Raw genomic sequence first — 25,858 nt, 5'->3', positions numbered from 1 at the left:
CCGCGAGGCATCCCACCATCAGACATCGACACCCAGCGCCGCTGACCGTGACGGTGCAGCGCCATCGGTGGTCAGTGGTCGTGCGGCCGGAGGGCGAAGTGGACGTCCTCACCGCGCCGGACATGCACGAGGCCATCGAACAGGCCGTGGACGAGCGTCCGCGCCTGCTGGTGGTGGACTTGTCGAAGGTCGAGTTCCTGGGCTGTGCCGGATTGTCGGTACTGGTCACAGCCAAGCTGCATGCCGGATGGCGGACCTGCCTGCGGGTCGTGGCCACCGACAGGGTCACGCGGCGGCCGCTGGAACTCACCGGCCTGGACCAGCGCTTGACGGTGTACGACTCACTCGACGCGGCGCTGACCTCGCCCATCGAAACCGGCCATGTCGAAGGCTAGGGCCGTTCACGGGTATCGCGACCGGCGGTGCCACGGGTTCGTCCCTTCGCCGAGGCCCGTGGTCGGCGCACTGTGCTGATCGTCCGGGGTTTTCGCACGCATCCGGCCCGGAGACACGATCAGGTCCACGGGGCAGGGTTTCCGGTCGCCCGGCTGAGCTAAGCCAGCACGGACGAGTTCGTCCACGGCAACCGCGGGCGGACCGGTCGTAGGCTGTGGGCAGTCGCACGAGGGTCGAGCGCGTGGAGGACTGATGGTGGAGAACCGGCGTCAGCGGATGCGGGAATTGCTGGCCGCCGATCATGCCGCCCGCCCGGCCTCGGCCGTCAGTTTGGCGTGCGATCGATGTGTGCTGGAGTTGGCGGTATCCGGTGCGGGTGCGACCGTCTTGAGCGACCTGCCGACGGAAGACGGCGATGGTGACGCAGGCCCGAGCCGTGGTCTGGTGCACGCGACGAACCCCGTCAGTGCGGGGTTGGAGGATCTACAGCTCACCGTCGGTGAAGGGCCGTGCCTCGACGCGTTCGTCACCGGCGGGCCAGTATTGATCGCTGACTTGGCGGCGGAGATCGCACGGTGGCCCGCGTTCACGCCTGTGGCGTGTGAGCTCGGCGCGGCGGCGGTGTTTTCCTTCCCGCTGCAATTCGGAGTGGTGCGGCTGGGTTCCCTGGACCTGTATCGCGATACGACCGGCCCGCTCACTCGCACCGAGCTGGCCGACGCGCTGATCCTGAGCGATCTGGCCACGCAAGGCGTGGTGGCTGACCTGGACGGGCACAACGTCGAGGATGTGAGCTGGCTGGCCGACCCGCACCTCCAGGTGCATCAAGCCGCGGGCATGGTGCAGGTCCAACTCGGATCAACCACGGAGGTCGCGCTGATGCGGTTACGCGGCCACGCCTTCACCCTCGGTATACCACTGGCCGACGTTGCCCGGCAGGTCGTAGGACGCTCCCTGCGCTTCACCAATGCCGGGGACGGGAACAATGCGCAGTAAGGGAAAGGGCGACGAGATGAACAATGCCAGAGACCAGCAACTCGCGAGCACCTTCGTGTCGCTGGCCGACACGCTGGTCGCCAACTTCGACGTCCTCGACTTTCTCGGCCTGCTCACCGAACGGGCCGTCGATCTGCTCGACGTCGACGCCGCCGGGGTGATTCTTTCCGATCAGCGAGGCGGGTGGCGGCCGACGGCCGGGTCATCGGAGCAGGCCGAACTGATCGAGGTACTCGCCGCGCAAACCCGTCAGGGGCCGTGCCTGGACTGCGTCCGCAGCGGGGTGACGGTGGCCAGCGCGGACCTGGGCGCCGAGTCGGATCGTTGGCCGGATTTCGCACCCGCAGCGGTAAACGCGGGCTTCCGAGCGGCGTGCGCGGTGCCGATGCGGTTGCGTGAGGACGTCATCGGTGCCCTGACATTGCTGGGCACGAGCCCCGTCGCGATCGACGAAGCCAGTGTCGCGCTGGGGCAGGCGCTGGCCGACATCGCCACCATCGGGATTCTGCAACAGCGCGCGATCCGACACGACGAGGTCGTGTCCGAGCAGCTTCAGGCAACTTTGCATCACCGTACGGTGGTCGAAGAGGCCAAAGGCGTGCTCGCCGAAGTCGGCGGGCTGGACATGCATCGGGCATATCTCGCGCTGCGTGACTACGCCCGCACCCACCAGCTGCGACTGTCCGAGGTTGCCCGCGATATCGCGACCTCGGTCCTCGACCCGCACGAACTGGTCACCGGGACCACCGACGTCTCTCGGCCATGATCCGCGAACGACAGAGGAGTACAGCCCGTGACGCACACACCGGAGTCGCTGACGGAACCTTCGCGTGATCGGGAGCGGCGGGTGTCGCGCACGTTCGTCAGTCTCGCCGACACGCTGGTGGCCGACTTCGACATCTCCGACTTCCTGCACATGCTCACCGAGAAGTGCATCGACCTCCTAGACGTCTCCGCTGCCGGAGTGATTCTGCTCGCCCCCGACGGAAGTCTGCGGGTCGCCGCCACCTCCTCACAGCGGGCCGAACTGCTTGGGCTGTTCGCGGTGGAGACCGACGACGGTCCGTGCGTCGACTGCGCCCGCAGCGGTTCAGCGGTGTCCTGCCCGGATTTGGCGACCCAGACCCACCGCTGGCCGAGGTTCACCACGGCAGCCGAGGAGTGCGGATTCCGCGCCGCGCAGGCCCTGCCGATGCGGCTACGGGAGCAGGCCGTCGGAGTATTGACGCTCTTGAACACCACGCCTGGCGGCGCTGGTCGCGGCGACCTCGAACTCGGCCAGGCGCTGGCGGACATTGCCACCATCGGAATCCTGCAACAGCGCACCATCGAACGCGGAGACCAGCTCACCGGGCAGTTGCAGACCGCGCTGCGCAGCCGCGTCGTGATCGAGCAGGCAAAAGGTGTGCTCGCCGAGCATGGCGCGGTCTCGATGGACGAGGCGTTCGCGCAACTGCGCGGCTACGCCCGCGCCCATAACCGGCGCCTGACCGACCTCGCCCGCACCGTCGCCGGAGGCACCGGTGACCTGGCCGCCATCTTGAAGCACCCACGTCCCTCATGAGCGGGGCGTTCGCACGTGTCCAGGTCCGGGCAGCCCCGCAGAGGCCGGGGGCGATTAGTCTCGCTGACGGGAACGTCAGCAGCCGAGGCACGACCCATGATCGCGGCGGCGACGGCCAAGCTCGGACCCCGAGCCGACGAACGCATTGAGCCTACGTCGCCAACGCCCGTGGATCAGCGGCGGAGGGTCTTACGCCGGACGAACCCGATCGCGGCGGTCCCCACGAACAAGACGATGCCGATAATGGCAAGCCACACAAGCCCTTTGACCGCGAACCCGATGACCGCGGTGATGAGCCACAAAACCAGCAAGATGATGATCAGGACCAACATTTGAGCTTCCGCCTTTCGAAAAGGTGACCTCACGCCACCGGCCTGGCTGCTCGGCGATGGCAGAGCCGAGCCGGTGAGTGCACACGATGGCCAGGTGGTGACCATCGTGTGCCGCGCTGTTACTTCGTGGTGCCCGTGCCGTCGCTTCCGCTTCCGGTCCGATCCACGTCGACACCCTCGGTGCTATCGATGTCGATCTGCTCTTTGCGGACGTTCTCGCTGACGGTCTGCTCGTCAGTGACGGTCTCCGTGCTGAGCCGGACCCGTTCGACGGGCACGGTCTCCTTGGCGGTCACCACGCGTTCCTCGTGCAGCGTGACCTCGTACTCCCCCTCGGTGAGGTCGGCGCCCGAGGTCGCTTTGCCGCGGTTGGCTTCGGTGATCGGCTCACGTTCGACCACGGCCTCTTCGTGGCTCACCGGCACCGTCCCGGTGACGTTCTCGGTCACGATGTGCTTGCGCAACCGGGCACGGCCCATTTGATGTTGCTCGGTGCCGACGTGAAGTCGTTCCTCGGAACGTGTCATCGCGTCATCGCCACTTTGCCCGGCCGTGCCGTCGCCCTGTGCGTCTGCAACGCCCGCCTCGGGTTGCCGCGGAGCCGGAGCGATTCCGTAGTACCGGTACAGCTCTCGCTCGTCCGCGGCGCTGAGGTCGGTGCCAGGGTCGTGGTGTGGCGCGTTCTTCAGCGTCGCCTTGTCGAACGGCATGGTCAGCATCGCGCCGTCCCAGTGCCCCTTGGCCAGCGGTACCAACGACACGTGCGAGCCGAACAGTCCCCTCTTGACCGCGACCCACTCGGGCTGGTCGGTCTCGTTGCCCAGGTATATCTCGGCGACTTCGCCGAACTTGTTGTCGTCGCTGTCGCGCACCTCGGCGCCGATCATGGCCGCCGGGCCATCTTGGCCGGTGTTCGTTCTGTTCGTCGTAGTCACGGTTTGTCCTTTCGGGTTGTCGTTGCGGGAAAGCCTCACGTGGAATCTGACTGGTATTGCCGGGAAGGCCACGAAGCGGATCCGGCGTGAGATCGGCACCTGAACTCATCTCCGAAGGGTGCTGTCGCCGGAACGATCGCGTGCTGAGCTGAGGTGTGTTCGATCAGGCTCGGTACCGTTGGATGAGAGGGCATTGGAAGGGATCGCGTGCGCGTAATCCCACCGCGTTCAGGTAGCGCACCACGATCCGGTACGAGCGCCAGAGGCTGGTCTCGGTGTAGGGCACGTCGTGTTCGGCGCAGTGGGCCCGCACGAGCGGTCTGGCCCGTTTGAGGTTCGGGCGGGGCATGCTGGGGAAAAGGTGATGCTCGATCTGGCGGTTCAGCCCGCCCATCATGAAGTCCGTGACCGCGTTGCCGCGGATATTGCGGGACATCATCACCTGGCGACGCAGGAAGTCCACCTTCATCCCGGCGGGCACGATCGGCATGCCCTTGTGGTTCGGCGCGAACGCTCCACCCAGCAGCACTCCGAACAACGCCAACTGCAACCCGGCGAACGCCGCGGCCTTACCCACTGGCAACAACGCGAGCAGCACCGCCACGTATCCGCCCAACCGCGCGATGATGAACGACAGTTCGACCCAGCGGTACCGGTCCATTTTGTGTCGCAGCAGTGTTCGCACACTCGCGACATGCAGCTGCAACCCCTCCAGCGTGAGCAGCGGGAAAAACGCCCAGCCCTGGTGACGGGTGAACCGCGCCACGAAGCCGCTCCTCCGCGCCGCCTCGGCCGGGGTGAACGCCAGCACACCCGGCCCGATGTCCGGATCCCGGTCTTCCTGGTTGGGGGCATTGTGATGCTTGTTGTGCTTGCCCTTCCACCAGAGGTAGCTCAGCCCGGCGAACAACCCGGAGACCACCCGGGCCGACCACACGTTCCACCGCGTCGAGGCGAACACCTGGTGATGTGCCAAATCGTGGCCGAGGAAGCCGAACTGGGCGCTGACCATGGCCAGCGCCGCCGCCGGGACGAGCTGCCACCACGTATCGCCGAGCAGCAGTACTGTGATCCACACCAGCGCGAACGCGGTGACCACCGCTACGATGCGCGTCCAGTAAAAGCCGTAACGGCGGCGCAACAGACCCTCTTGTCGCACCTTGCGCGACAACGCGGAATACGTACTGATATGCCGCTGCTGACGAGTAAGCGCACCGGAAGCAGCTTGCGTCGATGTGTCTGTCTCCATGAGGATTTGCTTCCTGCCTCCCGCTTCCGGTTCCGCGGGCGAGGGAGCCGTTGTCCTTCGAACTCAGCCCTGTCCCTCGCGGCACTTGAAACCGGATCAATCTCGACGTCTGCCGGGGTCTAGGCCAGAGCCCACCATCGGTGGTCTGATCGGCAATACCCGAAATACCAAGGGCCTAAACACGTACTGGCTATTCGCCGCACCGGTACTCGTGACCGGAAACCCTTCACCGGCCACTCACCCATCACTGCCTAGGCACCGGTCACGCCGCCGTCAGTCGCGGCGATGGTAGGACTCCCTTCCTCCGGCATCGTCGCGGGGCACTCCCAGCGCTTTCGCGTACAGACCTTCGCCGAAGGCGATCCGCCGCAAGCGAAACGGCTCGGCCAACCCTCGGGTGCTGGTTGATCTCGACTCGTCGAACCTCTGTCGCGGAAAGGGGCGCCCCTTTCACCCCCAGACTTATCCGAATGTCTGATGTAGACGGTATCGGCTTCGGATTCGCGGGCTCCCAAGGCCCGCGCGGCAGATCGGCGACAGAACTCATGCACCGGGCGACCGTGCGAGTAACCAATCGTCCGGTTCAGAAACCCGGATCGCCGATGCGTCGGTGGTGACGGTCATGGTCGAACGGAAACACCACAGTGGGCGCACTCTCCAGCTCGTTGCCCAGCAGGAAGTTCCGGAGCTGAGGATCGTGATCGGCAACCAGACCGACGTGACCGTCACGCTCTCCGCGCCGGTGACCGTGACCGAGCCTGACGGCACCACCGGCAAGGCCGAGATACTGCGGTTCCGGGCCGACGAGCCGGGTACGGCGGTCGCCGCGATCAAGTCCGCCGTGGCAAACACCCCCGGCGCCGCGGTCGGCTGAATCGGTCGCAGGATAGTTTTGACTCCCGATCGATGGGAGCTGGCGGAGTGGCACGTCTTCATGTCGGTTGCGCGATGTGGACCCACAAGGCGTGGCCAGGGCGGTTCCTGCCGCGCTCGCTGCCGGCAGGCGAGCGCCTGCGGGCCTACGCGGGCTGGTGCAACGCGGTCGAGGGCAACACCACCTTCTATGCGACTCCCGCCAGAAACACCGTCGCCACATGGGCACAACAGACCGGTCCCAGCTTCCGGTTCGTGGTCAAGCTGCCCAAGCTCGTCACGCACGAGCGCCGGTTCGCCGGGGTCGAAACCCAGATGCGGGCGTTCCTCGACGCGATCGAACCACTCGGCGAGCGAGCGGTCCTGTGGACCCAGTTGCCCGGCTCGTTCGGCCCTTCCGACGTCGATGCCCTCAGCCGATTCCTGCGCCGTCTTCCCGCCGGCCGCCGGCGCGCCGTGGAGGTGCGCCACCCCGGCTTCTTCACCGACCCCGGCTCGACCTCGCTGCTGGAGAGCGCGCTCGCCGACACGGAAACCGAGTGGGTGCCGTTCGACACCACCGTTTTCTTCCAGAGCCCGCCGACCAGCGAGGCGGAGCAGGACGCCTGGGCCAAGAAACCGAGGCTGCCCCGGCGGACCAGGGCACTGACCGACCAGCCGATCGTCCGCTACCTGGGCCGTGACTCGGTCGAGGAGACCGTCGAGGGGTGGCAGCCGTGGACGACGGTGGTCGCCGGCTGGCTGCGCGAAGGCCGGTCACCGACGGTTTTCCTGCACACTCCCGACAACAACGACGCACCAGCACTCGCCCGCCGGTTCCACGACGACGTGCGAACACTGGTACCCGGACTCGACGCGCTGCCCGAGCCAGAGCCCATCGGGCCGGCGACGCTGTTCTGAGCACGTTCACCAGCGGGATACCGGGTCATGACGTGGCAGGGTCACCGATGGGCCGGTTCGGCCAGTGGGCGTCGACAAACGCGTGCATCGTCGCGTCGGCCGCCGTCCTGTCACCCGTGATCGCGAGTTCCCAGAGCACCCCGCGTACCACGGACATGCTCATCCTCGCGACGATCACGGCGCGTTCCTCCGGCTCCCCTGCCCGCCTCAGCAGCGCGGCAAGGCCCGCCGTCCACGCCGCGCTGCCCTCGCGGAACGAGTCCGCCCAGGGAGCGTCGCGCATCGCGGGCACGGAGAGCTCGAAGAGCAGCGGGGCGATCGACGTCGGCGCGATCAACGTCGACCAGTACCGCCAGACGACGTCGCGAAGGGACTCCCCCGGCGTACCGGCCATTTCCACGAGCGCGTTCTCAAGGTCGCGTCTCAGACTGGACACGAGCGCGGCGAGCAGCCCCTCGCGGGAACCGAAGTGGTAAATGAGCATGCGATGGCTGGTTTCCAGCGCGGCCGCGATCCCGCGAAGGCTCGTATCGCCGATCCCGTGCACCGTGAAGTGGCCGATGGCCCTGCGCACGAGATCTTCTCGCGGCGACGAGTCACTTTCCCGCGTGTCCCTTCGCATCAGCCGATCACCGCCTGCCGACCAGAGCCGGAATCTCGCGACGCGCCCCTTCGAGGTCCGAGCCCCGGCGCTGCACGTGACCGTCCGGTCGGACCAGAACGACATCGCTTCGCCCCTTGGCAAGTCCGTAGGCACGGCGAAGCAGGCTGTCCTGACCGGCGATCGTCACCGTGGTCAGCCCCGGCTCGCGTTCGATGGTCGTTTCGTGCGCACTCGGATCGAAGCACAGCAGCGTGACATGGTCGGGCGCGAGCAAATCGTGCACGGTGGTCTCGCCCAGCCGCCCGTCCGGCGCCCGGTCACCGGCACGCGGAAGCGGTCCGCCGTCACCTCCCGGAATCACGTCCCGGTAGCTGGTCGCCAGCTGCGAGTTCTGCAAACTGGCCTTCCGCTTCGCGCCCCGGCTGCTGGCACCGGCCCGGAACAGGAGATCGCGCGCCCCCCTGGCGAGTGAGTTGCGCAGGGCGTAAAGGCGGCGGCGTGCCTCGACGTCGCGGATGGTGGCGGCAGCGATCGGCCTGCGCTCGGACTCGTACCCGTCGAGCAGTGTCGCGGGCGCGCCATTGGCGACACCGGCCAGCCGCCAGGCCACATTGACCGCATCCTGGATGCCCAGGTTCATTCCCTGGCCACCGAACGGCGGGAAGACGTGCGCGGCATCGCCCGCCAGGAAGACCCGGCCGGAGCGATAAGCGTCCGCGAGTCCCAGCCGGGTGTGGAACACGGAGGTCCACTGGAGTGCGTCCACCCGGGTACCTCGGGGACCGCGTTCGGCGATGAGGGTTTCGAGGGCCCGCGTGGTCAGCGGGGGAAGATCGCCATCGGCGGCAGTGTCGGACATGTCGACGAACACTCGCCACAATCGCTCATCGCCCGGCAGGCGCATGAGCATGAACGGCCCGTGCGGTCCGAGCCACATCGCGCTGCCAGACCGCTCGCCGTCCTCGGCGGGACCTTCGACTTGAGCTCTCAGTCTCGCGGGGAGATCGAGGATCGCGTCGGCGAGATAGTAGACCTCACCGGTGCTCCGCTGCGGAAACGCGATGCCAGCCGCCTCACGAACGCGGCTGCGGGCGCCGTCCGCGCCGACGGCCCAGTCGGCCTCGATCGTCCGGCCGTCGTCCAGCGTCGCGGTCACACCGGAACCGGAGGAGGTGACGTCGACAGCCTCGGCGCCGCGGTCGATGCGCACCCCGAACTCGTCCAGGCGCCCGCGAAGGATCGCCTCAAGACCAGCCTGCGGAACCACATAGGTGTAGGGGTATCTGCTCTCCGGCGGAACCCAGTCCATCTCGGCGATCGGCCGGTCGCCGCTCATGATCGACGCTCCGAAGAGCCGGTAGGCGACCCGTTCGACCTGCTCCGAGACGCCGAGCCCGGCAAGTACCTCCATGGATCGCGCCTGTAGGCCGAGCGCGCGGGAAGTGTGCTGCGGTTCCGGCCGCTTGTCGATGATTCGGGAGTCCACGCCGTTCGCCGCAAGGACCAGGGCAGCGGTCATTCCGGTGGGTCCCGCACCAACGATCAACGTCTTCATGTACCAAATGGTACACGCGCTGCCGTGGGAGTGTCGGTGAGCCGGCGGCTCCGCCGCTAGGCGAGCTTCTCCCCGAAAAAACGTGACGGGGTTCAACAGATCGGTGGTGCCGGTGCGTTATCCCTTCGGGTTGGTCATGAGAACGAAGAGGAGTTTGCGTGCCGGAACGCTTCGAGCAGTTCGTCGTCGGCCGGTTGGGCTGGCTCCTGCGCTACGCCACCGCGCTGACCTGCGATCCGCATCTCGCACAGGATGTCGTGCAGGAGGTGCTGCTGAGGGCACAGACCCGCTGGGAACGTATCTCGGCCATGCGCGCGCCGGACGCCTACCTGCGGCGCATGGTGACCAACGAGTACCTGTCATGGCGGCGCCTGCGCGCGGCCCGCACCGTCGCCTCGGCGCACAGCACCCTGGACGAGATCGGCACCCCGACCGACGACCACGCACACCGCTACGCCGAACGCGACGCGATGCGCGGGCGGATAGCGAAGCTGCCACGTAAACAAAGGGCAGCGATCCTGTTGCGCTACTACGAGGACTGCACAGACGAGGAGATCGCCGAGGTGCTCGGCTGCACCAGCGGCACGGTCCGAAGTCACATCTCTCGCGCGCTGAGTGCGTTGCGCGCCGGGGAAACCCGTCTTTCCGCCACGGAGGCCATTTCATGACCGACAACACCGAAGACCTGATTCGCAAGGCGTTCGAGGCCGAGGCCGACCGTGCCACCGATTCGCGTGCGGTGCTCGCCGAATTGGAGCGGCGCAAGCCCCGCAGGCGACTTCGCGCGCCGATCGCGCTCGCCGCGTTCGCCGTGCTGCTCATCGCCGCTGTGGGAATCGCCGTTCCGCAGGTGTTGCGTGACCAGGCACCGCCGGCCGCCGCGTCCGCGGCCGACCAGAACGTGCTCGTCGCTGGGCTGGATGACAACGGATCCGCCGACTCGATCGTGCTCGCCCACCTCGGCAAGGACGGCTCGGCGTCGGCGATCATGCTGCCGCGCGACGCGGTGGTGGACATCCCGGGCCACGGCCAGGGCACGCTCAGTTCGGCCTACCGGCTCGGTGGGGCCGACAAGCTGGTGGCCACGGTGCGAGTGCTCACCGGCACCGCTGTCGACCACTACGCGATCGTCGACATGCCAGGGGTGGCGCAACTCAGTACGGCCGTCGGCGGGGTGCCGGTGTGCTTGCGCGCTCCGACGAACGACTCGATCACCGGCTTCTCGCTGGCCGAGGGCACCCATACCCTGTCGGGCACACAGGCGCTGGCGTTCCTCCGGCAGCGAAACGGCCTGCCGAACGGGGACCTTGACCGGATCGCGCGACTCCAGGTGTTCCTGCGGTCGCTGGTGAAGCAGACGCTCGGGAAGCTCTCCGACAGTCGTGTGGTCGCCGCCGTCCAGGACAGCGTGCACACGGATCCAGGTTGGAACCCGCTGGAGGCCGCGGACATGCTGCGCGGCACTCTCAGCACCGCCACCATCCCGCTCGCCGCCGCGGAAGTCCCGACGCCCACCGGCGGTGCTGGTATCGGTATCGAGCCGGAGCAGGTGCGACAGTTCGTGCGGGACTTCACCGCCGCTCCGCCACCGGCGGACGACGCGGAGTGCGTGAACTAGCGGTGTGGCTAGGCTGGTGAAGTGGAAGAAGCGGCAACCTGGGAGTCGAAGCCTTGCAGAACGGCAGGCGGAGCCGTCCTTCACTGGTCATAGTCGCCGCCGCTGGAAAGCAAGTCGGGCACGTACAGCCAGCGTGCTGGTGCCGACTTCAAGCGAACGGCTTGAGATCGCACTCGCAGTGATCCGGCCAGTGCGGCGAGGTTCGCGCCAAGGCTTGCCGGTTGTTGATCAGCCTGGCAGTCGGGTCAGGAGGACGATCCCGGCAGCTAGGATGGCGCAGACGAACGCCAGCCACCAGTAGTTCTGCATCGGCGAGTCGTAGAGCGTGTGCCGGTTGCTCTGTCTATTAAGCCTGCGGCCGACGCTCTGAATCAGCACTGCGCTGATCAGGAAGCCCGCCACCCAGCCGACATCGGTGATCAGCCGCATCCCGTCGAACACATCTTGGACGACGACGCCGACGATGAGGCCGAGCAACAGCAAAGGCGCCACCAGACAGCCCGCTCCGGACCACCGGACAGCAGCGACCGGGAACACCCGTACCACCTCGCTCCCGTCAGCATCGTGATCGTCGGCCGATGCTACTGGCTCCCCCGCCGGTATGGACCAGGTTTACCTGAGCCCTGCTCAAGTCCGTCCTCGCTAGTTTGCTGGTTCGGGCGCATGTCTCGTGCCGGGCGCATGCGCACCAGACCACGAGTTCAAATGTGGTGGTACTGCTGGCGCCACACCAGACTGGGAGTCGGCACACCATGGCGCGATCAGCGACGAAACGGCGTGGCCACAAAACCACCCGCACACTCGAAGACCTCGACACGGTACGAGTCGGCATCTACGTCCGGCGTTCCACCGACGACGCCTCCGGCCCGAACACCGACCGCCCGGGCCGCAACGCGACTCGCCGCCGCACGCGCCGGGCTCATCGACGTATCGCTGGTCTACCGGGCAGATCGGTTCTCCCAGAACCTGTCCGACATGGTGACCCTGCTCGATGAACTGGAAGAGTGCGGCGTGGTGCTCCGCTCGGCCGCCGAACCGTTCGACACCGCCACCCCCATGGGCCGGATGCTGGTGCAAATACTCGGCTTGTTCGCCCGGTTCGAACGCGACACCATCATCGACCGCGTCATCAACGGCATGGAACGCATACACGCCGACGCAAAGACACGCTGTCACCCGCGCGCTTACCAACTTCTACCGCACCCAATGCAGAGCTAACTTCACACCCCACAGTTAAGTGGACATGACGACCGTCGGATACCCCTTCCACGAAAGTACAATAAGATATCTCACCGGAGACGAAAAACCGTTCATCCCGTTCTTATCGAAACCGCAACAGGATTGACGACAATCTCAATTTCAGGCCCCGAATCCGTCGAGACCCGTGCCAGCCGAAAACGTGTCGGAAAGTCACGGTCAATAATCGTTATGTGTCAACATTGATCGTCGTACCACAATGGACGCTCACCATAACCTGTTCCTCGCTACCTGGCGGGGATGAGGTATAGGGTCCGTGCCTGCGCCCAAGACGAGGTAGTGGACCATTGCGCGATCGAGATTCGGCCCTGGCCGATGCCCGCGAAGCGGCCGAACACCCCTAGAACTCCGATAACGAAAATGGTCACCCGGAGGCGAACTTCTCCGCGCGTAGACGTTAGAGGAGCTACGCGAACAAAGGGACGACGGCCGCTTGCTCGCCCCGACCGGTGCAGGGTTACACCCCTGCAAGACGCAGGAACTCTACGCCGAAAGGCCCGCGCCCTCCGCAGGTAGGACCGCTTATGCAAGGTTCTTAAGGGAACTAACTACAACACAAATCCTCAGGTAGAAGCCCTGAAGGCGCTAATCCAACTCCCGAACCGACTCCACTCCCGTCGGCCACCCCACGCCGCGGCGGGCACAGTCCCTTGCGGACTCGCTCTTGGTGATCGCCTTGGCCAGGTCACGCCCGACTACGAATGGGCAACATCGCCTTTTGCTGCTGTGAGTCGGCTGCCTCCCCTCGGACGATCGCGCGTGTGCCCCTATTCAGAGACTCCGGTGATAGCACGTTTCCTTGACGCCCGGCGATCACCGACAGGTCGTGACAGGCAGAACCTTGCGCAAGAAAGTCTTCGCGATGACGAACTACTTTCACGTCAGAGTGCTGACCTAGAACCGTGCCTTCATGCGGTGCGGATGGACAGGTTGTCAGCAGACCTTCTTGAAGGTTCATGGTGATTCGGGATGCAATGAACCGGGCGTCTGCGGCGTGTGTATCTGTGGAGGTACCGGTGGACGAGCAGGCCATGGAAGTCTGGATCGCGGACAACGGTGATGCCCTGCTGGGGTTCGCTTACCTCGTCACCGGCGACCACGACCAAGCCGCTGACGCCGTGCAGGAAGCCCTCACCGCCGCCTACCCACGATGGTCACGCATCACCGCAACCGGCGACCCCGCCCGATATTTGCGTCGCTGCGTCATCAATGGCCGCACATCCCGCTGGCGACGAGTACTGCGCCACGAACACCTCACCGCCGACCTCCCCGCACACGCGGACACCCACCTGAACGATCACGCCGACATGGTGGTCACGGTGGCCGAGGTGCAGCAACTGTGCCAGCGATTGCCGTTGCGGCAACGCGCGGCGATCGTGCTGCGCTACTACGACGACCTCCCCGACGCCGATATCGCCCAGATCCTGGGGTGCTCGGTCAGCACGGTGCGTTCCCAGATCCACCACGCGCTCCAGTCGCTACGCCGCTGGGCGACTGCGGAACAGGAGACATCATGACCACACCCAGCCGCCGAGAGCTACGACGTGCACTACGCGAACTCGCCGCCCGCAATGCCCCCGCCGCCGCAGGATTGGCCGACAATGTCCTCGCCGCCGGGCGTCGCCGCCGTGTTCGGCGTGCCTGGACCGCCATCACGCTGACGGCACTCGCTGTCGCCGCGATCGCCGCGATCGCCTTGTTCGTGGTCAACCGGCCCGAGTCTGAACCCGTGGCGTCGCTACCAGGCCCGGCCCGATGGGAGTCCTACGGCAACGTCGAAGTCCAGGTCCCGGCCGACTGGGCCTACGACGGCCACGGGCCCCAGTGGTGCTACAACGCAGACACACCCCGCCCGACCGCCCGCGGGGCCGTGCAGCGTCCCATAGCATCCGTTCTCATCGGCTGCGCCGCGGAATTCCCGCCCCCCCGAGCACCGTATCCCGCTGCTCGCGTTCGCCATGAACAACCAGCCAGAACACCGCGACATCGGCAACGGCTGGAAACTGCGCACCCGCATCATCGCCGGCACCGCCATCACCGTACTCAGCAACGACCCCCGACTAGGAGAGGCCATCCTCGCCACCGCCCGCCCCATCAACACCGAAGACCACTACGGCTGCCCACCTGACCACCCCGCAACCCACGACCCCAGCTACCGACCCACCCCACCCCGTCCCGCAGACAGTACGCACGCCGTGGAATCGATATCGATTTGCCACTACACCACCAGCACCAGCCCGAATCAGGCCCAAGCCGCGCCGCTGATCGCCTCGGCCCGAACCACCGGGAACCACACCCAGAACCTGCTCACGGCCTTGCGCACCGCACCCACAGGCAGCGGCCCCAACGAACCCGGCAACTGCGCACCTGAGGCCAGCCTCGGCAACCGCCTCATGGTGCTACGCCTGCACTTCCACGACGAACAGCCACCACAGGACATCGTGCTCCGCTATTCCGGCTGCGTCCGCAACGGAACCGACGACGGCCACACACCACGCCACCTCACCCGCCCCCTCCTCACCGAGATCAACAACAACCCCACCCGCCTGGACGAAGGCATCAAACCGGTATTCGACCTCACCAACCAATGAACACCGCGGGGTCTGCCGCACCGCGTCACACTGCACGCAGCCGCGTGGACAGGCGACGACCTTGGCGTCGTCCTCGTACACGGAGGCGACGAGGGTCCCTGGAGTATCCGCGAAGTGATTGAACCTGCCGACACCGTCGGGCGTCTTCGTCTCGCCGGTGATTGGCGAGCCCCTAGCGTGACCGCCGAGCGTTAGGTACCGAGGGTAGGTCGACCCGTGCACCTCCAATATTCCCGTCGCGGCCGTTCGGTGCGCCGCCGTTGGCATAGCCCTGGTAATGCAACCCGCTCTGGGTACCTTCAGGCCCTTGCGGTGCGCCGAGTGTTGTTCTCAGTGCGGTGTCGGCGGCATACCGCTGGGCGACGGGAGTGGTGTAGTTCGCGGTCAGGGTCAGGTCGGATCCGCCCATGACGATCGTGGTCGCGGGGTCGGTGTCGCCGTTGGACCAGTTCGCGAAGGTGGAGACACCGTCGGTGGCAACCGGCGCCGCTTCGATGTTCACCACGGCACCTTCGGTGACCATGGCCGAACTGCCGCCCGTCTCGTTGGGTATCGACAGCGAAGCAGCCACGTTGCTGGTCAAGGTGACCCGGTGCTCACGCGGCCACGCGACATAGGTGTAACTCGCCGAAACACCCTCGGAGTCGGTCGCCGTCGCGGTGAACTCCATCCGCGAATCCGGATGATCGGTAAACGGATAAGTGAAACCGTCACCGGAATGACTCGGACCCGGATGCGAATGGCAAGTCGCCTCCTCCGGACAATGCACAACGGCGCTGGTCCACTCGATGTCGAGCCTGCCGTCCTCGACATCATTCGCCGTCGCCGCGACCGTCACCGGCTCACCAACGGCAAACCGCTGCTCAGACACGTTCGGCGTGATCACCGGCGAATGATTACCCGGAACCACCGTGACCTCGGTCGTCCCCTCCGCACCGAGAGAGTCGGTCACGGTCAGACTCGCGGTGAACCGCTCCGTGCCCTCGGCATACCAATGACTGACCCGCTGCCCGGTCGCCGTGCCACCGTCACCGAAATCCCAATCGTAGGTCAACGCGTCACCATCGAAGTCGAAGGAACCGGAACCATCGAAGGTCACCGTGCGGGTCGCCGGATCAGTCGACGTGAGCACCTTGGCCACCGGCGACGTATTACCTTCCACGAAACTGAGCCTGCGCAACACACCCGCCTCGATGTCGGCATACACGATGTCCCCGTTCGCCGCGGCGGCGAACTTCACCGGACGACCAATGCCGGTACCCATCGGCGGACTCTGCGGTGGCGTCGTCACCTCACCCTGCTCGTCGTAGCGCAACGTCCACAACTTCATACGCGTGTAATCACCGAAGAAATACGCGCCCCGATACGCCGCGGGATAACTAGTGCCGGTGTAATGGATCCCACCAGTGACACTGTTACCACCATCGATCCCGCTGCCATGCCGAAACACTGCGATCGGATCGGTGTTGCCGACATTCGCACAGCCCGCCAGCCTCGAGTAACCAGGCGTCTTGTCCTTACCCTCCCAGCACGGCCAACCGTAATTAGCGCCCGGCCGCACCACGTTGACCTCTTCCCACGTATTCCAACCAACATCACCAACAACAGGAAGACCGGTGCGCTCGTCGATGGAGAACCGGAACGGACTACGAAAGCCGGACGCGAACACCTTACTCGCCGTAGCACCAGGCCGGGCCACGTCGTAATACGGGTTACCCGGCACCCCCAGACCATCAGCCGTGATGTGCAGAATCTTCCCATGCGGAAGGTCACGATTCTGCGCCCGCAACGCCAACGGATCAACCTCGGTATAACCGGCGATATCACCCACGGACACCCACACCGTGCCATCCTCAGCCGGCACAATTCCCGTGATGCCGTGAACATTGCTATCCCCCGCCAGGTCAAGCAAGATCCGCTCACCAGTAAGCCCAGTCGGCTGATACCCACCCGTGACCGTCCACCGAGCAAGCCTGATGACATAACCATCACCACTCGGCACCGACCGAGCCAGATAAATCTGCCGAGACGTCGCGTAATCCGCCGCCACCCCAATACCAACAAGGCCAAGGTCCTGCTCCGCGACCACCGGCAACGTCGCGATCGTCCTCACCGCCCCCTCCGGGGAGACCCACGCGACCCTGCCCTCCTTACCAGTGCTCAGCAGACCATTCCCGTCAGGAAGATACGCAAAATCAGTCAGATTCCACGGCTCCTGCCCACTCGGCTGCTCGGTCAGCACGAAACCCGAAGGAAGACTCGGCGCGGCAGCGGCTTCGCGTGCGGGCGCCACAGTGAGCAACCCGACGGCTACCAGAGTGGTCCCCAATAGCGCGAACGCGCGACCAAGCAACCGTTTCCCAGCGATTCTCATGCCGACGCATCGTCGTTTGAGTTTCAGTCCCTCAAGAGAGCGAGCAAGACCGTAACGAAAACGTGACCATAATCAGGTGACGAAAGCGATCGGCGCAGCCACGAGAACTCACGACTACCCTGATCGGCAGCGGTAGCGGTGGTGTCTGGTCTCAAAACATCGAATCCTCTGTCTCCGGTCATCGGAAACGAGCATGTCGGGTCATAGGAAACCCGTGCGGGTCGGCTGCGGGGGTATCGACTGCCAGGCTCGTAATCACTGCTGTTGTTGTCGAGGGTCGTTCCCAGGCCGAAGTCGCCCGCCCCCACGGGTGTCCAAGCTCCTGGCTCGCTACCACCACGAGGGCGAGGCAGCGTTCGCGCCGCCCGCACCGGCCACCGACCGCGACCCCGGAGGAGACCGTCAGCTGGTTCTCACCTGCGTAAACAGTTGGCCGTCGCTGCCGACCAAAGCGAGCGGGTTGGTGAACGTGATCATCGGATCAGCTACGGCATCCAGTTCCTGAAGGTGCACGTAATGAGCGACACTCTGCGCAGCCTCGGTTCCGTCAAATAGCGACCAAGTCAATCCGGATTACCCTCGCCATAAACCCCTCCAGCGCCTTCTCTGCATCTTTCCTGATGACAATGAATTCTGCTGTAATTCACAGCGAGGCATCCACTCCGAACCCCGACGCCGCCGAGACGACCGACTCACCTCGGTCGACCGAGGCGTCGAACTCGGACCGTAGTTGTACCGGCTTCCCTACCCCAATCGGCAGGATCATTCGCGCAGAGCACGCCTGTTGCACCGCCGGGGAAAGCAGCATCTCGTCGAGCCCTATGCGGAAACCTGACGATAGTGACGCCAGCCCGCAGCACCGCACGCTCTCAGGGCTGACGTCGTAACCCCGCAAGCAAAATGCGGTCAGTGAGCTAGCATGGCGGGCTTCGAGCTGGATTGGGACGACTACCGTCCCCATTTCCGGCGGCTGCCGTCTCGACGCGAACTGGCAGCGGCTTTCGGCGTCGCACCGATGACAGTGCAGAGCGCCCCGCGTGAATTGCGCGCCGAGGGCTCATCGTCTCCCGGCAGGCAGTGGGGAATTCGTTCGGCAACACCGAACCCCGACACCTGTATCAGCGGCGCATGCAGACCACCGCGATCGCCGAAACGCACCAGCGGGCCCTTGATCCGCGCCTCCCTCGGCACAACACGGAGATCGCAAAAAATCCGAGCGCGACCCGCAGGACCACCGAGAACCCGACAGCACGCCCGCCAAAAGGGTCTCACTGACGTAACTTCAGCGAAGTCCACAATAGACAAGTTTTCGCCTCGGCAAAAAACAAAGCCCGACTGCGCAAACATGAAAACTGTGAAACCAAGCGGACTCTCACTGCCGTCAGGTGGACTGGACCTTTCCACCTGCACGAACTGAGAAACCTCAGGAAAAACGCTGCCGTTCAATGCAGTTCGCAGCCGTTGGATGCCGTTGTGCGCGCAGGCGTGCTCCGGATTGCTACGCGCGTCGCCATCCTTGCAGTCGGCCAGTAGGTCCAGCCGGTCTGTGAACAAGGCACGAAACGAAGCTACAGCACCTCCAACGCCCTCTGAGGCTTCGGAACAATCTCCCGCGAGTCGGGCGTCTTGTTTCCATGTACGACGTCGCGACACAAGTTGTACAGCTTGGTCAGCTCGCGCCAGGTTCTCCCAGGCGATGACGGCATTAAACTGCGACCCTTACGAGAATTGTTCCATCCAAACCTATACCCGTAGTCAAAGGGGTCGTGCATACAGTTCCACGCCACGTATTAGGAGAGGAAGGCGGTTCTGCGGTTGATCAGAGCCGCGGCGGGGGCGCGCCGGGAGGCAGATCTGTTTCCCGCCTGGCACCAGGAGATCTGGGCGTCGAGGATCTCCAAGACGGCTCCCGCTGATATCTGACCATCCGGGATCGGCGCAGGCATGCCGGGCCAGGCTCCGCCCGAGCCCGCGGCCTGGTGGATCGCGTAGCGCAGGGCGGTCCACTGCACGCTGTCCGGGCTCGCGAAGAGGGTCCCGGAGATCGACATCCGCGCGACGCGCTTCCCATCGACTCCAGCGAACTCGGCCCAGACGCCGGCCCTACCGTGGTCGGTGATCGAGACGGCGGTGAGCGCGGAGAGCCGCGTCGTGCGGCGACGGGCGCGTAGCACTCCGTCGGTGAGGTTGATCTCCAGACTCGGCAGGACGAAGGCTCGCACGGCGACGACGATCACCACTGCGATGACGCCGATCCCGAGCACGGGCACCGCCTCGGCCGGTCCGCTCGACCACAGGGCGGCGACAGCGATAAGCGTCACGACACCGAGGATCGCCATCGTCATCCAGAAGTACCACCCGAAGCCCCGGTTGCACCGAACTGCGCGCGGGACGGAGTGAAATGGACGCACCAGGCGACTGTACGCCGACATCCCGGATGTCCGCCCATGTGTCCCACAATTGATCACCATCCATGTTCGTCGACTTCGCGGACACGGCAGCCATCGACGTCTGGGATCACCTGCCGGGCGTGCCAGTCGGCGGCTGGCCCACCGGGTTCGCTTCCCGCCCGGCGGCGGTCCTCATGCGGTGCTCGACGAGCAACACCGTGAGGACGATCGTCAGCCCGAGTAGCGCCAGTGCCAGCGCGGTGCCGGAGTGCTCGCCGGGCGCGAGCAGCGCGCGGTCGTCGTCCTGCCATGGCCACAGCGCCCGGAGACTGCCCGCCATCAACCCGGTCAGGACCACCAGGGTGATGCGCGGACGATGCGCCAGCAGCCACTGCAGCAGTTTGGCGACCGAGGCGAGCCCTATGACCGCGCCAAGCGCGAACAGTGCAAGGTAGCCGAGATCTCGGTTGTTGACCGCCGAGAGGGTGGTCTCGTAGAGGCCGATGCTCAGGAGGAGAAACGATCCGGACAGGCCAGGTATCACCAGTGCGGACACCGCTACGGCCGCCGCGAGAACGATGACCGGCGGCGTGACACTGACCTCTCCCGGCGGCAGGCTCACCACGACATAGGCCAGCGCGGCAGTCCCGGCCGCGACGACGCCGTCGCGCCATCCCCACCGTGCTTTGACACCGGGTTCCCGCGACGTCTGGGTACTCAGCGAAAACGGCACCCACAGCGAAGCCAGGACCATGCCGAAGAACAGGGCACGGGTCTGTACGGGGTAGTCCTCGACCCATCCCTCCATGAACCGGGCCATGAGCAGCAGCGCGGCGAGCATCCCGAAAACCAGCGGCACGACAACGCGCCATTGGACGGCACGGAACTCGTCGGCCGCACGTGACCATCCGCGACGACGCGGGAGATCGGACGCCGCACGAAGGAGGCCGGAGAACAGATGACCGGCCGAGGTGATCACGGTGTCGTAGACGCGAACCACGAGTGCGACCGTGCCGCCACTGACGCCCGGAACGGTTTCCACGGTACCGATCAGCGCGCCCCGCACGATGTCGATGCCATATCTCGGCCACGAGTGCGCCGCCCGGTCGCGTTCGGACGATTTCGTCACGGCTTCTCCCATCAAGAACGATCTACTGGACCGGTGGCGGCCCCGCCTTACCCTGCACCTAGGTTCACCGATGCCCGCTCGACATCGGTCGGGATGCCGATACCGGCGCCGGCCGAACGGATGCGTGCATCGCGCGACTTCCAGCTTACGGGTACCGCCCACGCCGACTTTCGTTGGTGCATCGACGAAAGTCGTAGCAACACGCATGACGAAAGCGGTAGCGCACCCAGCGCCATCCGTTCATTCGACTGCACTGCGCCTCGGTTCACGGACCGATGTTCTCCCGGGTTTCCCTGCCTAGCGTTGGCGGCGCGACAACCTCCGAGGGAAATGGGCGAGATGATCGGGAGAACCGCAACGTGATCGAGGCGCGTGGTTTGACGAAGCAGTTCGGTGACCTGCGTGCCGTCGACGACCTGAGTTTCACTGTCCAACCCGGACAGGTCACCGGATTTCTCGGTCCCAACGGGGCCGGTACGAGCACCACGATGCGAATGATCCTGGGGCTGGACCTGCCGACGGCAGACACCGTGACCGTGGTAGGACAGTGCGCCCCGACCTCCGTGAATGCCCACGTTCATGGAGTGATCAGGCATCGTCAGGAAGCGGACCGGGTGCTCGTCATCGGGGATCGCGGTGTCGAAGCGGGGACGGCCGCTGTGGATCAAGATCGCATCGCTGACGTCTTCCCCGGCAAGCAGAGCGACGAATGCGTCGACCTGATCCCGCGTCGCGAGCTCGGCGACCTTTTCCACGGGTGGGCACCGCCGCTCGTGGACCCAATATTGCGCGTGGAGCACCACGTTGGTCATCGGATCGACCGCCCATGGATCTTTGCCGATCACGATCGTGCGGGCTTCTCCTTCCGCCTTGGTGGAGGCCTGCGTGACCTCGATATGCCGCACGATGTCAGGCACGAACCCGCCCCGAGCCCAAGCTCGGTGGCTTTGTTCACCGCCGCCGTTTACGCGGGACCCACCTCCCCCAAGTCCAGCTTGGTACCGCTGGACAACGGCACGTCGTGCTCGCGACTCCCACTCAGACGCCAGCCACGCAGCGGCCGACCATACGGCCATGGGTGCTCCAGCTGAGCTCGATACCGCTGGAGCAATTGGGGATGACCCCATATCGAATGGGGTCACGCTCTGCTCCGGCCACCACGACAGGGGGCCGGGGAACACCCCGGGCGGGGCTTGGAGGCCGCGCCCCCAGGAAACATGACGATGATCGGGCAAGGCGTGCACGCCGAACACTCGGACACCGAGATCGAGTGGACCTAACGTGTCAGCATAAGAACCAATCAGCCACCACGACGGGGGTCCGGGGAACTCCCCGGGCGGGGTCTGGGGGCTACGCCCCCAGGAGAGATGACGAAGATCGCCGGTCGGGAAGGCGTGCCCGCCGAACAGGCAGGCATCAAGAACGAGTGGAGCTAAGGGGACTCGAACCCCTGACCCCCTCACTGCCAGTGAGGTGCGCTACCAGCTGCGCCATAGCCCCGTGGAGCGATCACTCACTCACGTGCCAACTACTGTACCCGACACCTCCCCGCCCCTCTCCCGGGGGGCCCGACGTCCACCCGTGGCCCCGGCGGACCGGGACCACGGGAACGACATCAGTTGGCCAGCAGCTTGTCCAGCCACTGGGCGTCGGAGAAGGACACGATGGAACCGTCGGACACGACGGTGGGCGTTCCGAAACCACGCTGCCCATCGGGGAAGGTCTGTTCCAGCGAGGGATCGGCGGCGATCCGCTTCATTTCCTCGATGAGCTGGCCGTCGAACGTGCCGTTGCGGACGCCGTCGGCGAATGCCTTGCTCGTGATGCCCACGTCGCGGCCGAGCTGGATGAGCTGTTCCTTGTCGTAGCCTCGCTTGCCTTCCTCCGGCTGGTTGGCGAAGAGGCTGTCGTGGAAAGCGGTGAACTTGCCCTCGTCGGCGGCCAGCAGCGCCGCGTTGGCCGCGTCGAGTGAGTAACCGGGCGGGTCGGAGGCTTCGACGAGCATCGGAACCATGTGGGTCCGCACCTGGAGCACGCCCTCGCCGACCTTCTGCTTGATCTGCTCACCGTAGGCTTGCTCGAACTGACCGCAGACGGGGCACAGGAAGTCCGCGTAGACGTCGATGGTGGTCGAGGCTTCGGGGTTGCCGGTGACCACGACGAGACCGTCCCGCCGCTCGGGGTAGTCGTGCGTCGCCGCGGCACCATCCGCTGCCTGGATGGTCTGGCCCTCGGTCGCGTTCTTCGACGCGTTCGTCCACACGATGCCACCGACGACGACACCGGCCAGCACGACCACCGCGACCACGGCGGCGATGATCTTCTTCGTGTCCTTCTTGCCCCTGGCCTTGGCGACGACCTGGGAACCGGTCGATCGCTGCTGCTCTTGCCTTCGCTTGCGCGCGGTTCGCTCCGCTCCGCCCACTAGTCTGTCCTCGTTCCTGACGTCCTGGTTGTGTGCGGCCCACCCCTACCTGTCACGGCTGGTGACCATGCCTGCACGGTCCGCTGAAGACTAGGTGGTCGCGACAGCCATCCGCGTCGCGGGCGCACATATCTAGGCTAATCACCCGACCTGAGAAACCTGTGAGGAGCGGGCATGTGCTCGACACCGCGCCGCCGACGGTTCATCCCATCGGTATCACCGGTGATCATCTCGTACCGCGGGGAGAGCTCAGCGCCATGATCGAAACGGACCTGCCGATCGGCGCCGTCCTCTCCGACGTGCACGCAGCGCTGGACGGACACGGTGCCGCCGTGCTCGTCGCACCGCCCGGCACGGGCAAGACGACGATTGTTCCGCTCTCCCTCGCCGAACGTGACTCCGGCCGCATCGTGGTCGCCGAACCACGCAGGCTCGCCACCCGCGCGGCCGCCCTGCGCATGGCGGCCCTGCTCGGCGAGGACGTCGGCGGCACCGTCGGCTATTCGGTGCGCGGTGAGCGCAAGGTCTCCGCCCGCACTCGGATCGAAGTGGTGACCTCGGGACTCCTGGTCCGCAGGGTGCAGGCCGACCCCGAACTGCCCGGCGTCTCCACCGTGCTGATCGACGAATGCCACGAACGACACCTCGACGCCGACCTGCTGCTGGCCCTGCTCGTCGACGTGCGTGGCGGGCTGCGGGAGGACCTGCGCCTGCTCGCGACGTCGGCGACCGTCGCCGCCGACACCCTCGCCACGCTACTCGGCGACGCTCCCGTCGTCACCGCGAACGCCACGACGTACCCGGTGACGGTCGAGCACATCGCGCCCGCGAGGCACGAGCGGATCGAGGCGACGGTGGCCAGAGCGGTCGGGAAGGCGCTGGCTACGACGGAAGGCGACGTACTGGCTTTTCTGCCTGGTGCTGGGGAGATCGCCCGCGCAAGGCGGGTACTCGACAACCTCGGCGAGGTCGATGTCCTTACCCTGCACGGGAAGCTGGCGGCTTCGGGGCAGGACGCCGCGCTGACGCCGGGGCCGCGTCGCAGGGTCGTGCTGGCGACCGCGATCGCCGAATCCAGCCTGACCGTGCCGGGTGTCCGCGCCGTCGTCGACGCGGGGCTGGCGAGAGTCCCCCGCGTCGATCACCGAAGAGGGCTGCCGGGGCTGGCGACGGTCAGGGTGTCCGCCGCGGTCGCCGAGCAGCGGGCCGGGCGCGCGGGCAGGCAAGGCCCCGGGACCGTATTCCGCTGCTGGCCTGCGCACGAACAGGCGAGCCTTCCGCCCTATCCGGAGCCGGAGATCAGGACGGCCGAGCTGTCGAGCCTGGCGCTCGAACTGGCCTGCTGGTCCACTCCGGACGGTTCTGGCCTCGCGTGGTGGGACCGGCCTCCCGAGGGCGCGCTGGCCGCGGGAAGAGCGCTGCTGCGCACGCTGGAGGCAACGGCACCGGACGGCACGGTCACGCGGCGAGGCAGGCGGATGGCCGCGCTCGGTCTGCACCCCCGGCTCGCGAGGGCGCTGCTCGACGGGGCGAGTGAGGTCGGCGCGCGCGCGGCGGCCGAGGTCGTCGCGCTGCTCGACGGCGGAGCGTCCGGTGTGGACGTCGAGGACGAACTGCGCAGGCTCCGGCGCTCGGCCGACGGCAAGCGATGGCGTCGTGACGTCGACCGGCTGGCCTCGCTCGTTCCGGACGGCGACGGCACCCCGGATCCGGCATTCGTGGTCGCGCTCGCCCACCCGGAACGGCTCGCGCGGCGGAGAAAGGGCGGAGCGCCGGTGTACCTGCTGGCGAGTGGTACGGCGGCCGAACTGCGCGACGCGGGCGGCCTCGCAGACGCCGAATGGCTCGCCGTCGCGGAGGCGACGAGGGAACCGGGGCGGGCGCACGCGGTGATCCGCCTCGCCGCGAGGGCCGACGAGAAACTGGCCCGCACGGTCGCGGCGGCCCAGCTCACCGAAACGGAGGAGGTCACCTGGGCCGACGGCGACGTGCTCGCGAGGAAGATCCAAAGGCTCGGTGCGATCACGCTCGCCGAAACACCGCTGCCTGACCCCGATTCCGCCGCCGTCAGGGCCGCGCTGCTCACCGGCATTCGCAAGGAAGGGCTGGGGCTACTGCGCTGGACCGACGACGCGACGAGACTCGCCCACCGGCTCGCGTTCCTGCACGAGCGGCTCGGACAGCCGTGGCCCGACGTGAGCGAACAGGCGCTTCTGTCCGAAGTGGACGTGTGGCTCGCCGCTGAGCTGTCGACGGCCACCGGCAGAGCCGATCTCGGCAGGATCGCCGTGGAACCCGCCCTGCGCGGATTGCTCAGCTGGCGAGAAGCGGCCCGCCTGGACGAGCTGGCGCCGGACCGGCTGACCGTGCCGTCCGGTTCCCGGATCAGGGTCGACTATTCGAGCGGATCTCCCGTCCTCGCGGTGAAGCTTCAGGAGACGTTCGGCTGGCTGACAACGCCCAAGGTCGCCGGAGGAACGGTTCCCGTCGTGCTGCACCTGCTGTCCCCCGCCGGCAGACCCGCGGCGGTGACCTCGGACCTCGCGTCGTTCTGGAAGCAGGGCTACCTCGCCGTCAGGGCTGAGCTTCGCGGACGCTATCCGAAACATCCGTGGCCGGAGGATCCCATGACCGCTCCTCCCGCCAGGGGAACTCGGAGGCGAACCTGAC

General features: G+C 66.2%; 22 protein-coding genes, 1 tRNA gene and 2 pseudogenes. 13 read left to right on the top strand and 12 right to left on the bottom strand.

The window, feature by feature from the left end; all coding sequences use genetic code 11:
* Window positions 1-47: 47 nt before the first annotated feature.
* From BAY61_RS32750 to BAY61_RS05090, 4 genes are all read left to right on the top strand, one after another.
* Window positions 48-395: an STAS domain-containing protein gene (locus BAY61_RS32750; RefSeq protein WP_170140085.1), complete on the top strand. Its 348-nt coding sequence runs from the start codon at window positions 48-50 to the stop codon at window positions 393-395.
* Window positions 396-648: 253 nt separating this feature from the next.
* Window positions 649-1,392 (top strand): GAF and ANTAR domain-containing protein, encoded by a 744-nt coding sequence (locus BAY61_RS05100; RefSeq protein WP_091799079.1) that lies wholly within the window; start codon window positions 649-651, stop codon window positions 1,390-1,392.
* A complete protein-coding gene (locus tag BAY61_RS05095; RefSeq protein ID WP_091799076.1) occupies window positions 1,382-2,158 on the top strand; it encodes a GAF and ANTAR domain-containing protein in 777 nt (258 codons plus the stop codon). Before BAY61_RS05100 ends, BAY61_RS05095 begins: the two co-directional genes overlap by 11 nt.
* Window positions 2,159-2,185: 27 nt before the next feature.
* A complete protein-coding gene (locus BAY61_RS05090; RefSeq protein WP_091799072.1) occupies window positions 2,186-2,956 on the top strand; it encodes a GAF and ANTAR domain-containing protein in 771 nt (256 codons plus the stop codon).
* Window positions 2,957-3,129: 173 nt separating this feature from the next.
* Here the strand turns inward: BAY61_RS05090 and BAY61_RS32745 are convergent, their stop codons facing one another.
* The 3 genes from BAY61_RS32745 to BAY61_RS05080 form a co-directional block, all read right to left on the bottom strand.
* Window positions 3,130-3,288, bottom strand: coding sequence for an LPXTG cell wall anchor domain-containing protein (locus tag BAY61_RS32745; protein WP_143021333.1), 159 nt, complete (start codon window positions 3,286-3,288; stop codon window positions 3,130-3,132).
* A gap of 119 nt (window positions 3,289-3,407) precedes the next feature.
* Window positions 3,408-4,223: a YsnF/AvaK domain-containing protein gene (locus BAY61_RS05085; protein ID WP_091799069.1), complete on the bottom strand. Its 816-nt coding sequence runs from the start codon at window positions 4,221-4,223 to the stop codon at window positions 3,408-3,410.
* 163 nt (window positions 4,224-4,386) lie between these two features.
* Window positions 4,387-5,472 carry a fatty acid desaturase family protein gene (locus BAY61_RS05080; protein ID WP_091799066.1) on the bottom strand — a complete coding sequence of 362 codons (1,086 nt, stop codon included), beginning with the start codon at window positions 5,470-5,472 and terminating at the stop codon, window positions 4,387-4,389.
* Window positions 5,473-6,094: 622 nt separating this feature from the next.
* Between BAY61_RS05080 and BAY61_RS05075 the strand changes: the two genes are divergently transcribed.
* Both BAY61_RS05075 and BAY61_RS05070 read left to right on the top strand, forming a co-directional pair.
* Complete coding sequence (locus BAY61_RS05075) at window positions 6,095-6,346, top strand: hypothetical protein (RefSeq protein WP_143021332.1); 252 nt, start codon at window positions 6,095-6,097, stop codon at window positions 6,344-6,346.
* Window positions 6,347-6,420: 74 nt separating this feature from the next.
* Window positions 6,421-7,245, top strand: coding sequence for a DUF72 domain-containing protein (locus BAY61_RS05070; protein WP_091799059.1), 825 nt, complete (start codon window positions 6,421-6,423; stop codon window positions 7,243-7,245).
* A gap of 25 nt (window positions 7,246-7,270) precedes the next feature.
* Here BAY61_RS05070 and BAY61_RS05065 read toward each other — a convergent pair whose 3' ends face one another.
* Both BAY61_RS05065 and BAY61_RS05060 read right to left on the bottom strand, forming a co-directional pair.
* A complete protein-coding gene (locus BAY61_RS05065; RefSeq protein ID WP_170140086.1) occupies window positions 7,271-7,867 on the bottom strand; it encodes a TetR/AcrR family transcriptional regulator in 597 nt (198 codons plus the stop codon).
* Window positions 7,868-7,874: 7 nt separating this feature from the next.
* Window positions 7,875-9,404, bottom strand: coding sequence for an FAD-dependent monooxygenase (locus BAY61_RS05060; protein WP_091799054.1), 1,530 nt, complete (start codon window positions 9,402-9,404; stop codon window positions 7,875-7,877).
* 158 nt (window positions 9,405-9,562) lie between these two features.
* Here BAY61_RS05060 and BAY61_RS05055 point away from each other — a divergent pair, with 158 nt between their 5' ends.
* Window positions 9,563-10,072, top strand: a complete 510-nt coding sequence (locus tag BAY61_RS05055; protein ID WP_091799051.1) for a SigE family RNA polymerase sigma factor — start codon at window positions 9,563-9,565, stop codon at window positions 10,070-10,072.
* Complete coding sequence (locus tag BAY61_RS05050) at window positions 10,069-11,022, top strand: LCP family protein (protein ID WP_091799048.1); 954 nt, start codon at window positions 10,069-10,071, stop codon at window positions 11,020-11,022. Before BAY61_RS05055 ends, BAY61_RS05050 begins: the two co-directional genes overlap by 4 nt.
* 228 nt (window positions 11,023-11,250) lie before the next feature.
* Here the strand turns inward: BAY61_RS05050 and BAY61_RS05045 are convergent, their stop codons facing one another.
* Window positions 11,251-11,559, bottom strand: a complete 309-nt coding sequence (locus BAY61_RS05045; protein ID WP_110057672.1) for a hypothetical protein — start codon at window positions 11,557-11,559, stop codon at window positions 11,251-11,253.
* 126 nt (window positions 11,560-11,685) lie between these two features.
* Here BAY61_RS05045 and BAY61_RS05040 point away from each other — a divergent pair, with 126 nt between their 5' ends.
* The 3 genes from BAY61_RS05040 (at window position 11,686) to BAY61_RS33460 (ending at window position 14,870) form a co-directional block, all read left to right on the top strand.
* On the top strand, window positions 11,686-12,240 hold the full coding sequence (locus tag BAY61_RS05040) for a recombinase family protein (protein ID WP_338061449.1): 555 nt from the start codon (window positions 11,686-11,688) through the stop codon (window positions 12,238-12,240).
* A gap of 1,055 nt (window positions 12,241-13,295) precedes the next feature.
* A complete protein-coding gene (locus BAY61_RS05035; RefSeq protein ID WP_245865812.1) occupies window positions 13,296-13,796 on the top strand; it encodes a SigE family RNA polymerase sigma factor in 501 nt (166 codons plus the stop codon).
* Between the two features lie 441 nt (window positions 13,797-14,237).
* Window positions 14,238-14,870 carry a hypothetical protein gene (locus BAY61_RS33460; RefSeq protein ID WP_245865810.1) on the top strand — a complete coding sequence of 211 codons (633 nt, stop codon included), beginning with the start codon at window positions 14,238-14,240 and terminating at the stop codon, window positions 14,868-14,870.
* Window positions 14,871-14,945: 75 nt separating this feature from the next.
* Here the strand turns inward: BAY61_RS33460 and BAY61_RS05030 are convergent.
* From BAY61_RS05030 to BAY61_RS05015, 4 genes and pseudogenes are all read right to left on the bottom strand, one after another.
* Window positions 14,946-17,244 (bottom strand): annotated as a pseudogene (locus tag BAY61_RS05030) (PQQ-dependent sugar dehydrogenase); the annotation flags it as partial.
* A 643-nt stretch (window positions 17,245-17,887) separates the two neighbouring features.
* Window positions 17,888-18,010: a hypothetical protein gene (locus BAY61_RS33750; RefSeq protein WP_256328162.1), complete on the bottom strand. Its 123-nt coding sequence runs from the start codon at window positions 18,008-18,010 to the stop codon at window positions 17,888-17,890.
* Between the two features lie 1,024 nt (window positions 18,011-19,034).
* The gene (locus BAY61_RS05020) at window positions 19,035-19,589 is read right to left on the bottom strand and encodes a hypothetical protein (RefSeq protein WP_091810744.1); all 555 of its coding nucleotides are present in this window, start codon (window positions 19,587-19,589) and stop codon (window positions 19,035-19,037) included.
* Between the two features lie 172 nt (window positions 19,590-19,761).
* Entirely contained in the window at window positions 19,762-20,763 is a 1,002-nt protein-coding gene (locus BAY61_RS05015; RefSeq protein ID WP_211323651.1) for a DUF368 domain-containing protein, read from the bottom strand.
* A 359-nt stretch (window positions 20,764-21,122) separates the two neighbouring features.
* Here BAY61_RS05015 and BAY61_RS05010 point away from each other — a divergent pair.
* Window positions 21,123-21,311, top strand: a pseudogene (locus BAY61_RS05010) (ATP-binding cassette domain-containing protein); the annotation flags it as partial.
* Between the two features lie 879 nt (window positions 21,312-22,190).
* Here the strand turns inward: BAY61_RS05010 and BAY61_RS05005 are convergent.
* Both BAY61_RS05005 and BAY61_RS05000 read right to left on the bottom strand, forming a co-directional pair.
* Window positions 22,191-22,263: transfer RNA gene (locus BAY61_RS05005), tRNA-Ala, on the bottom strand.
* 115 nt (window positions 22,264-22,378) lie between these two features.
* Window positions 22,379-23,188 (bottom strand): DsbA family protein, encoded by an 810-nt coding sequence (locus tag BAY61_RS05000; protein WP_091810746.1) that lies wholly within the window; start codon window positions 23,186-23,188, stop codon window positions 22,379-22,381.
* 257 nt (window positions 23,189-23,445) lie between these two features.
* On the opposite strand from BAY61_RS05000, the gene hrpB reads away from it, so the two are divergent.
* The gene (hrpB, locus tag BAY61_RS04995; protein ID WP_091810793.1) at window positions 23,446-25,857 is read left to right on the top strand and encodes an ATP-dependent helicase HrpB; all 2,412 of its coding nucleotides are present in this window, start codon (window positions 23,446-23,448) and stop codon (window positions 25,855-25,857) included.
* Window position 25,858: the final 1 nt, after the last annotated feature.

This window comes from Prauserella marina (assembly GCF_002240355.1).
In the GTDB taxonomy this organism is placed as follows: Bacteria; Actinomycetota; Actinomycetes; order Mycobacteriales; family Pseudonocardiaceae; genus Prauserella_A; species Prauserella_A marina.
This window is presented reverse-complemented; position numbering and strand designations above follow the sequence as displayed.

Bases quoted from the DNA above. Each gene is read 5' to 3' on its own strand.
- BAY61_RS05100 (WP_091799079.1), top strand. From the start codon at position 649: ATGGTGGAGAACCGGCGTCAGCGGATGCGGGAATTGCTGGCCGCCGAT.
- BAY61_RS05095 (WP_091799076.1), top strand. From the start codon at position 1,382: ATGCGCAGTAAGGGAAAGGGCGACGAGATGAACAATGCCAGAGACCAG.
- BAY61_RS32745 (WP_143021333.1), bottom strand. From the start codon at position 3,288: ATGTTGGTCCTGATCATCATCTTGCTGGTTTTGTGGCTCATCACCGCG.
- BAY61_RS05080 (WP_091799066.1), bottom strand. From the start codon at position 5,472: ATGGAGACAGACACATCGACGCAAGCTGCTTCCGGTGCGCTTACTCGT.
- BAY61_RS05075 (WP_143021332.1), top strand. From the start codon at position 6,095: ATGGTCGAACGGAAACACCACAGTGGGCGCACTCTCCAGCTCGTTGCC.
- BAY61_RS05070 (WP_091799059.1), top strand. From the start codon at position 6,421: ATGTGGACCCACAAGGCGTGGCCAGGGCGGTTCCTGCCGCGCTCGCTG.
- BAY61_RS05065 (WP_170140086.1), bottom strand. From the start codon at position 7,867: ATGCGAAGGGACACGCGGGAAAGTGACTCGTCGCCGCGAGAAGATCTC.
- BAY61_RS05060 (WP_091799054.1), bottom strand. From the start codon at position 9,404: ATGAAGACGTTGATCGTTGGTGCGGGACCCACCGGAATGACCGCTGCC.
- BAY61_RS05050 (WP_091799048.1), top strand. From the start codon at position 10,069: ATGACCGACAACACCGAAGACCTGATTCGCAAGGCGTTCGAGGCCGAG.
- BAY61_RS05040 (WP_338061449.1), top strand. From the start codon at position 11,686: ATGTCTCGTGCCGGGCGCATGCGCACCAGACCACGAGTTCAAATGTGG.
- BAY61_RS33460 (WP_245865810.1), top strand. From the start codon at position 14,238: ATGAACAACCAGCCAGAACACCGCGACATCGGCAACGGCTGGAAACTG.
- BAY61_RS33750 (WP_256328162.1), bottom strand. From the start codon at position 18,010: ATGATCCTGCCGATTGGGGTAGGGAAGCCGGTACAACTACGGTCCGAG.
- BAY61_RS05020 (WP_091810744.1), bottom strand. From the start codon at position 19,589: ATGACGATGGCGATCCTCGGTGTCGTGACGCTTATCGCTGTCGCCGCC.
- hrpB (WP_091810793.1), top strand. From the start codon at position 23,446: ATGATCGAAACGGACCTGCCGATCGGCGCCGTCCTCTCCGACGTGCAC.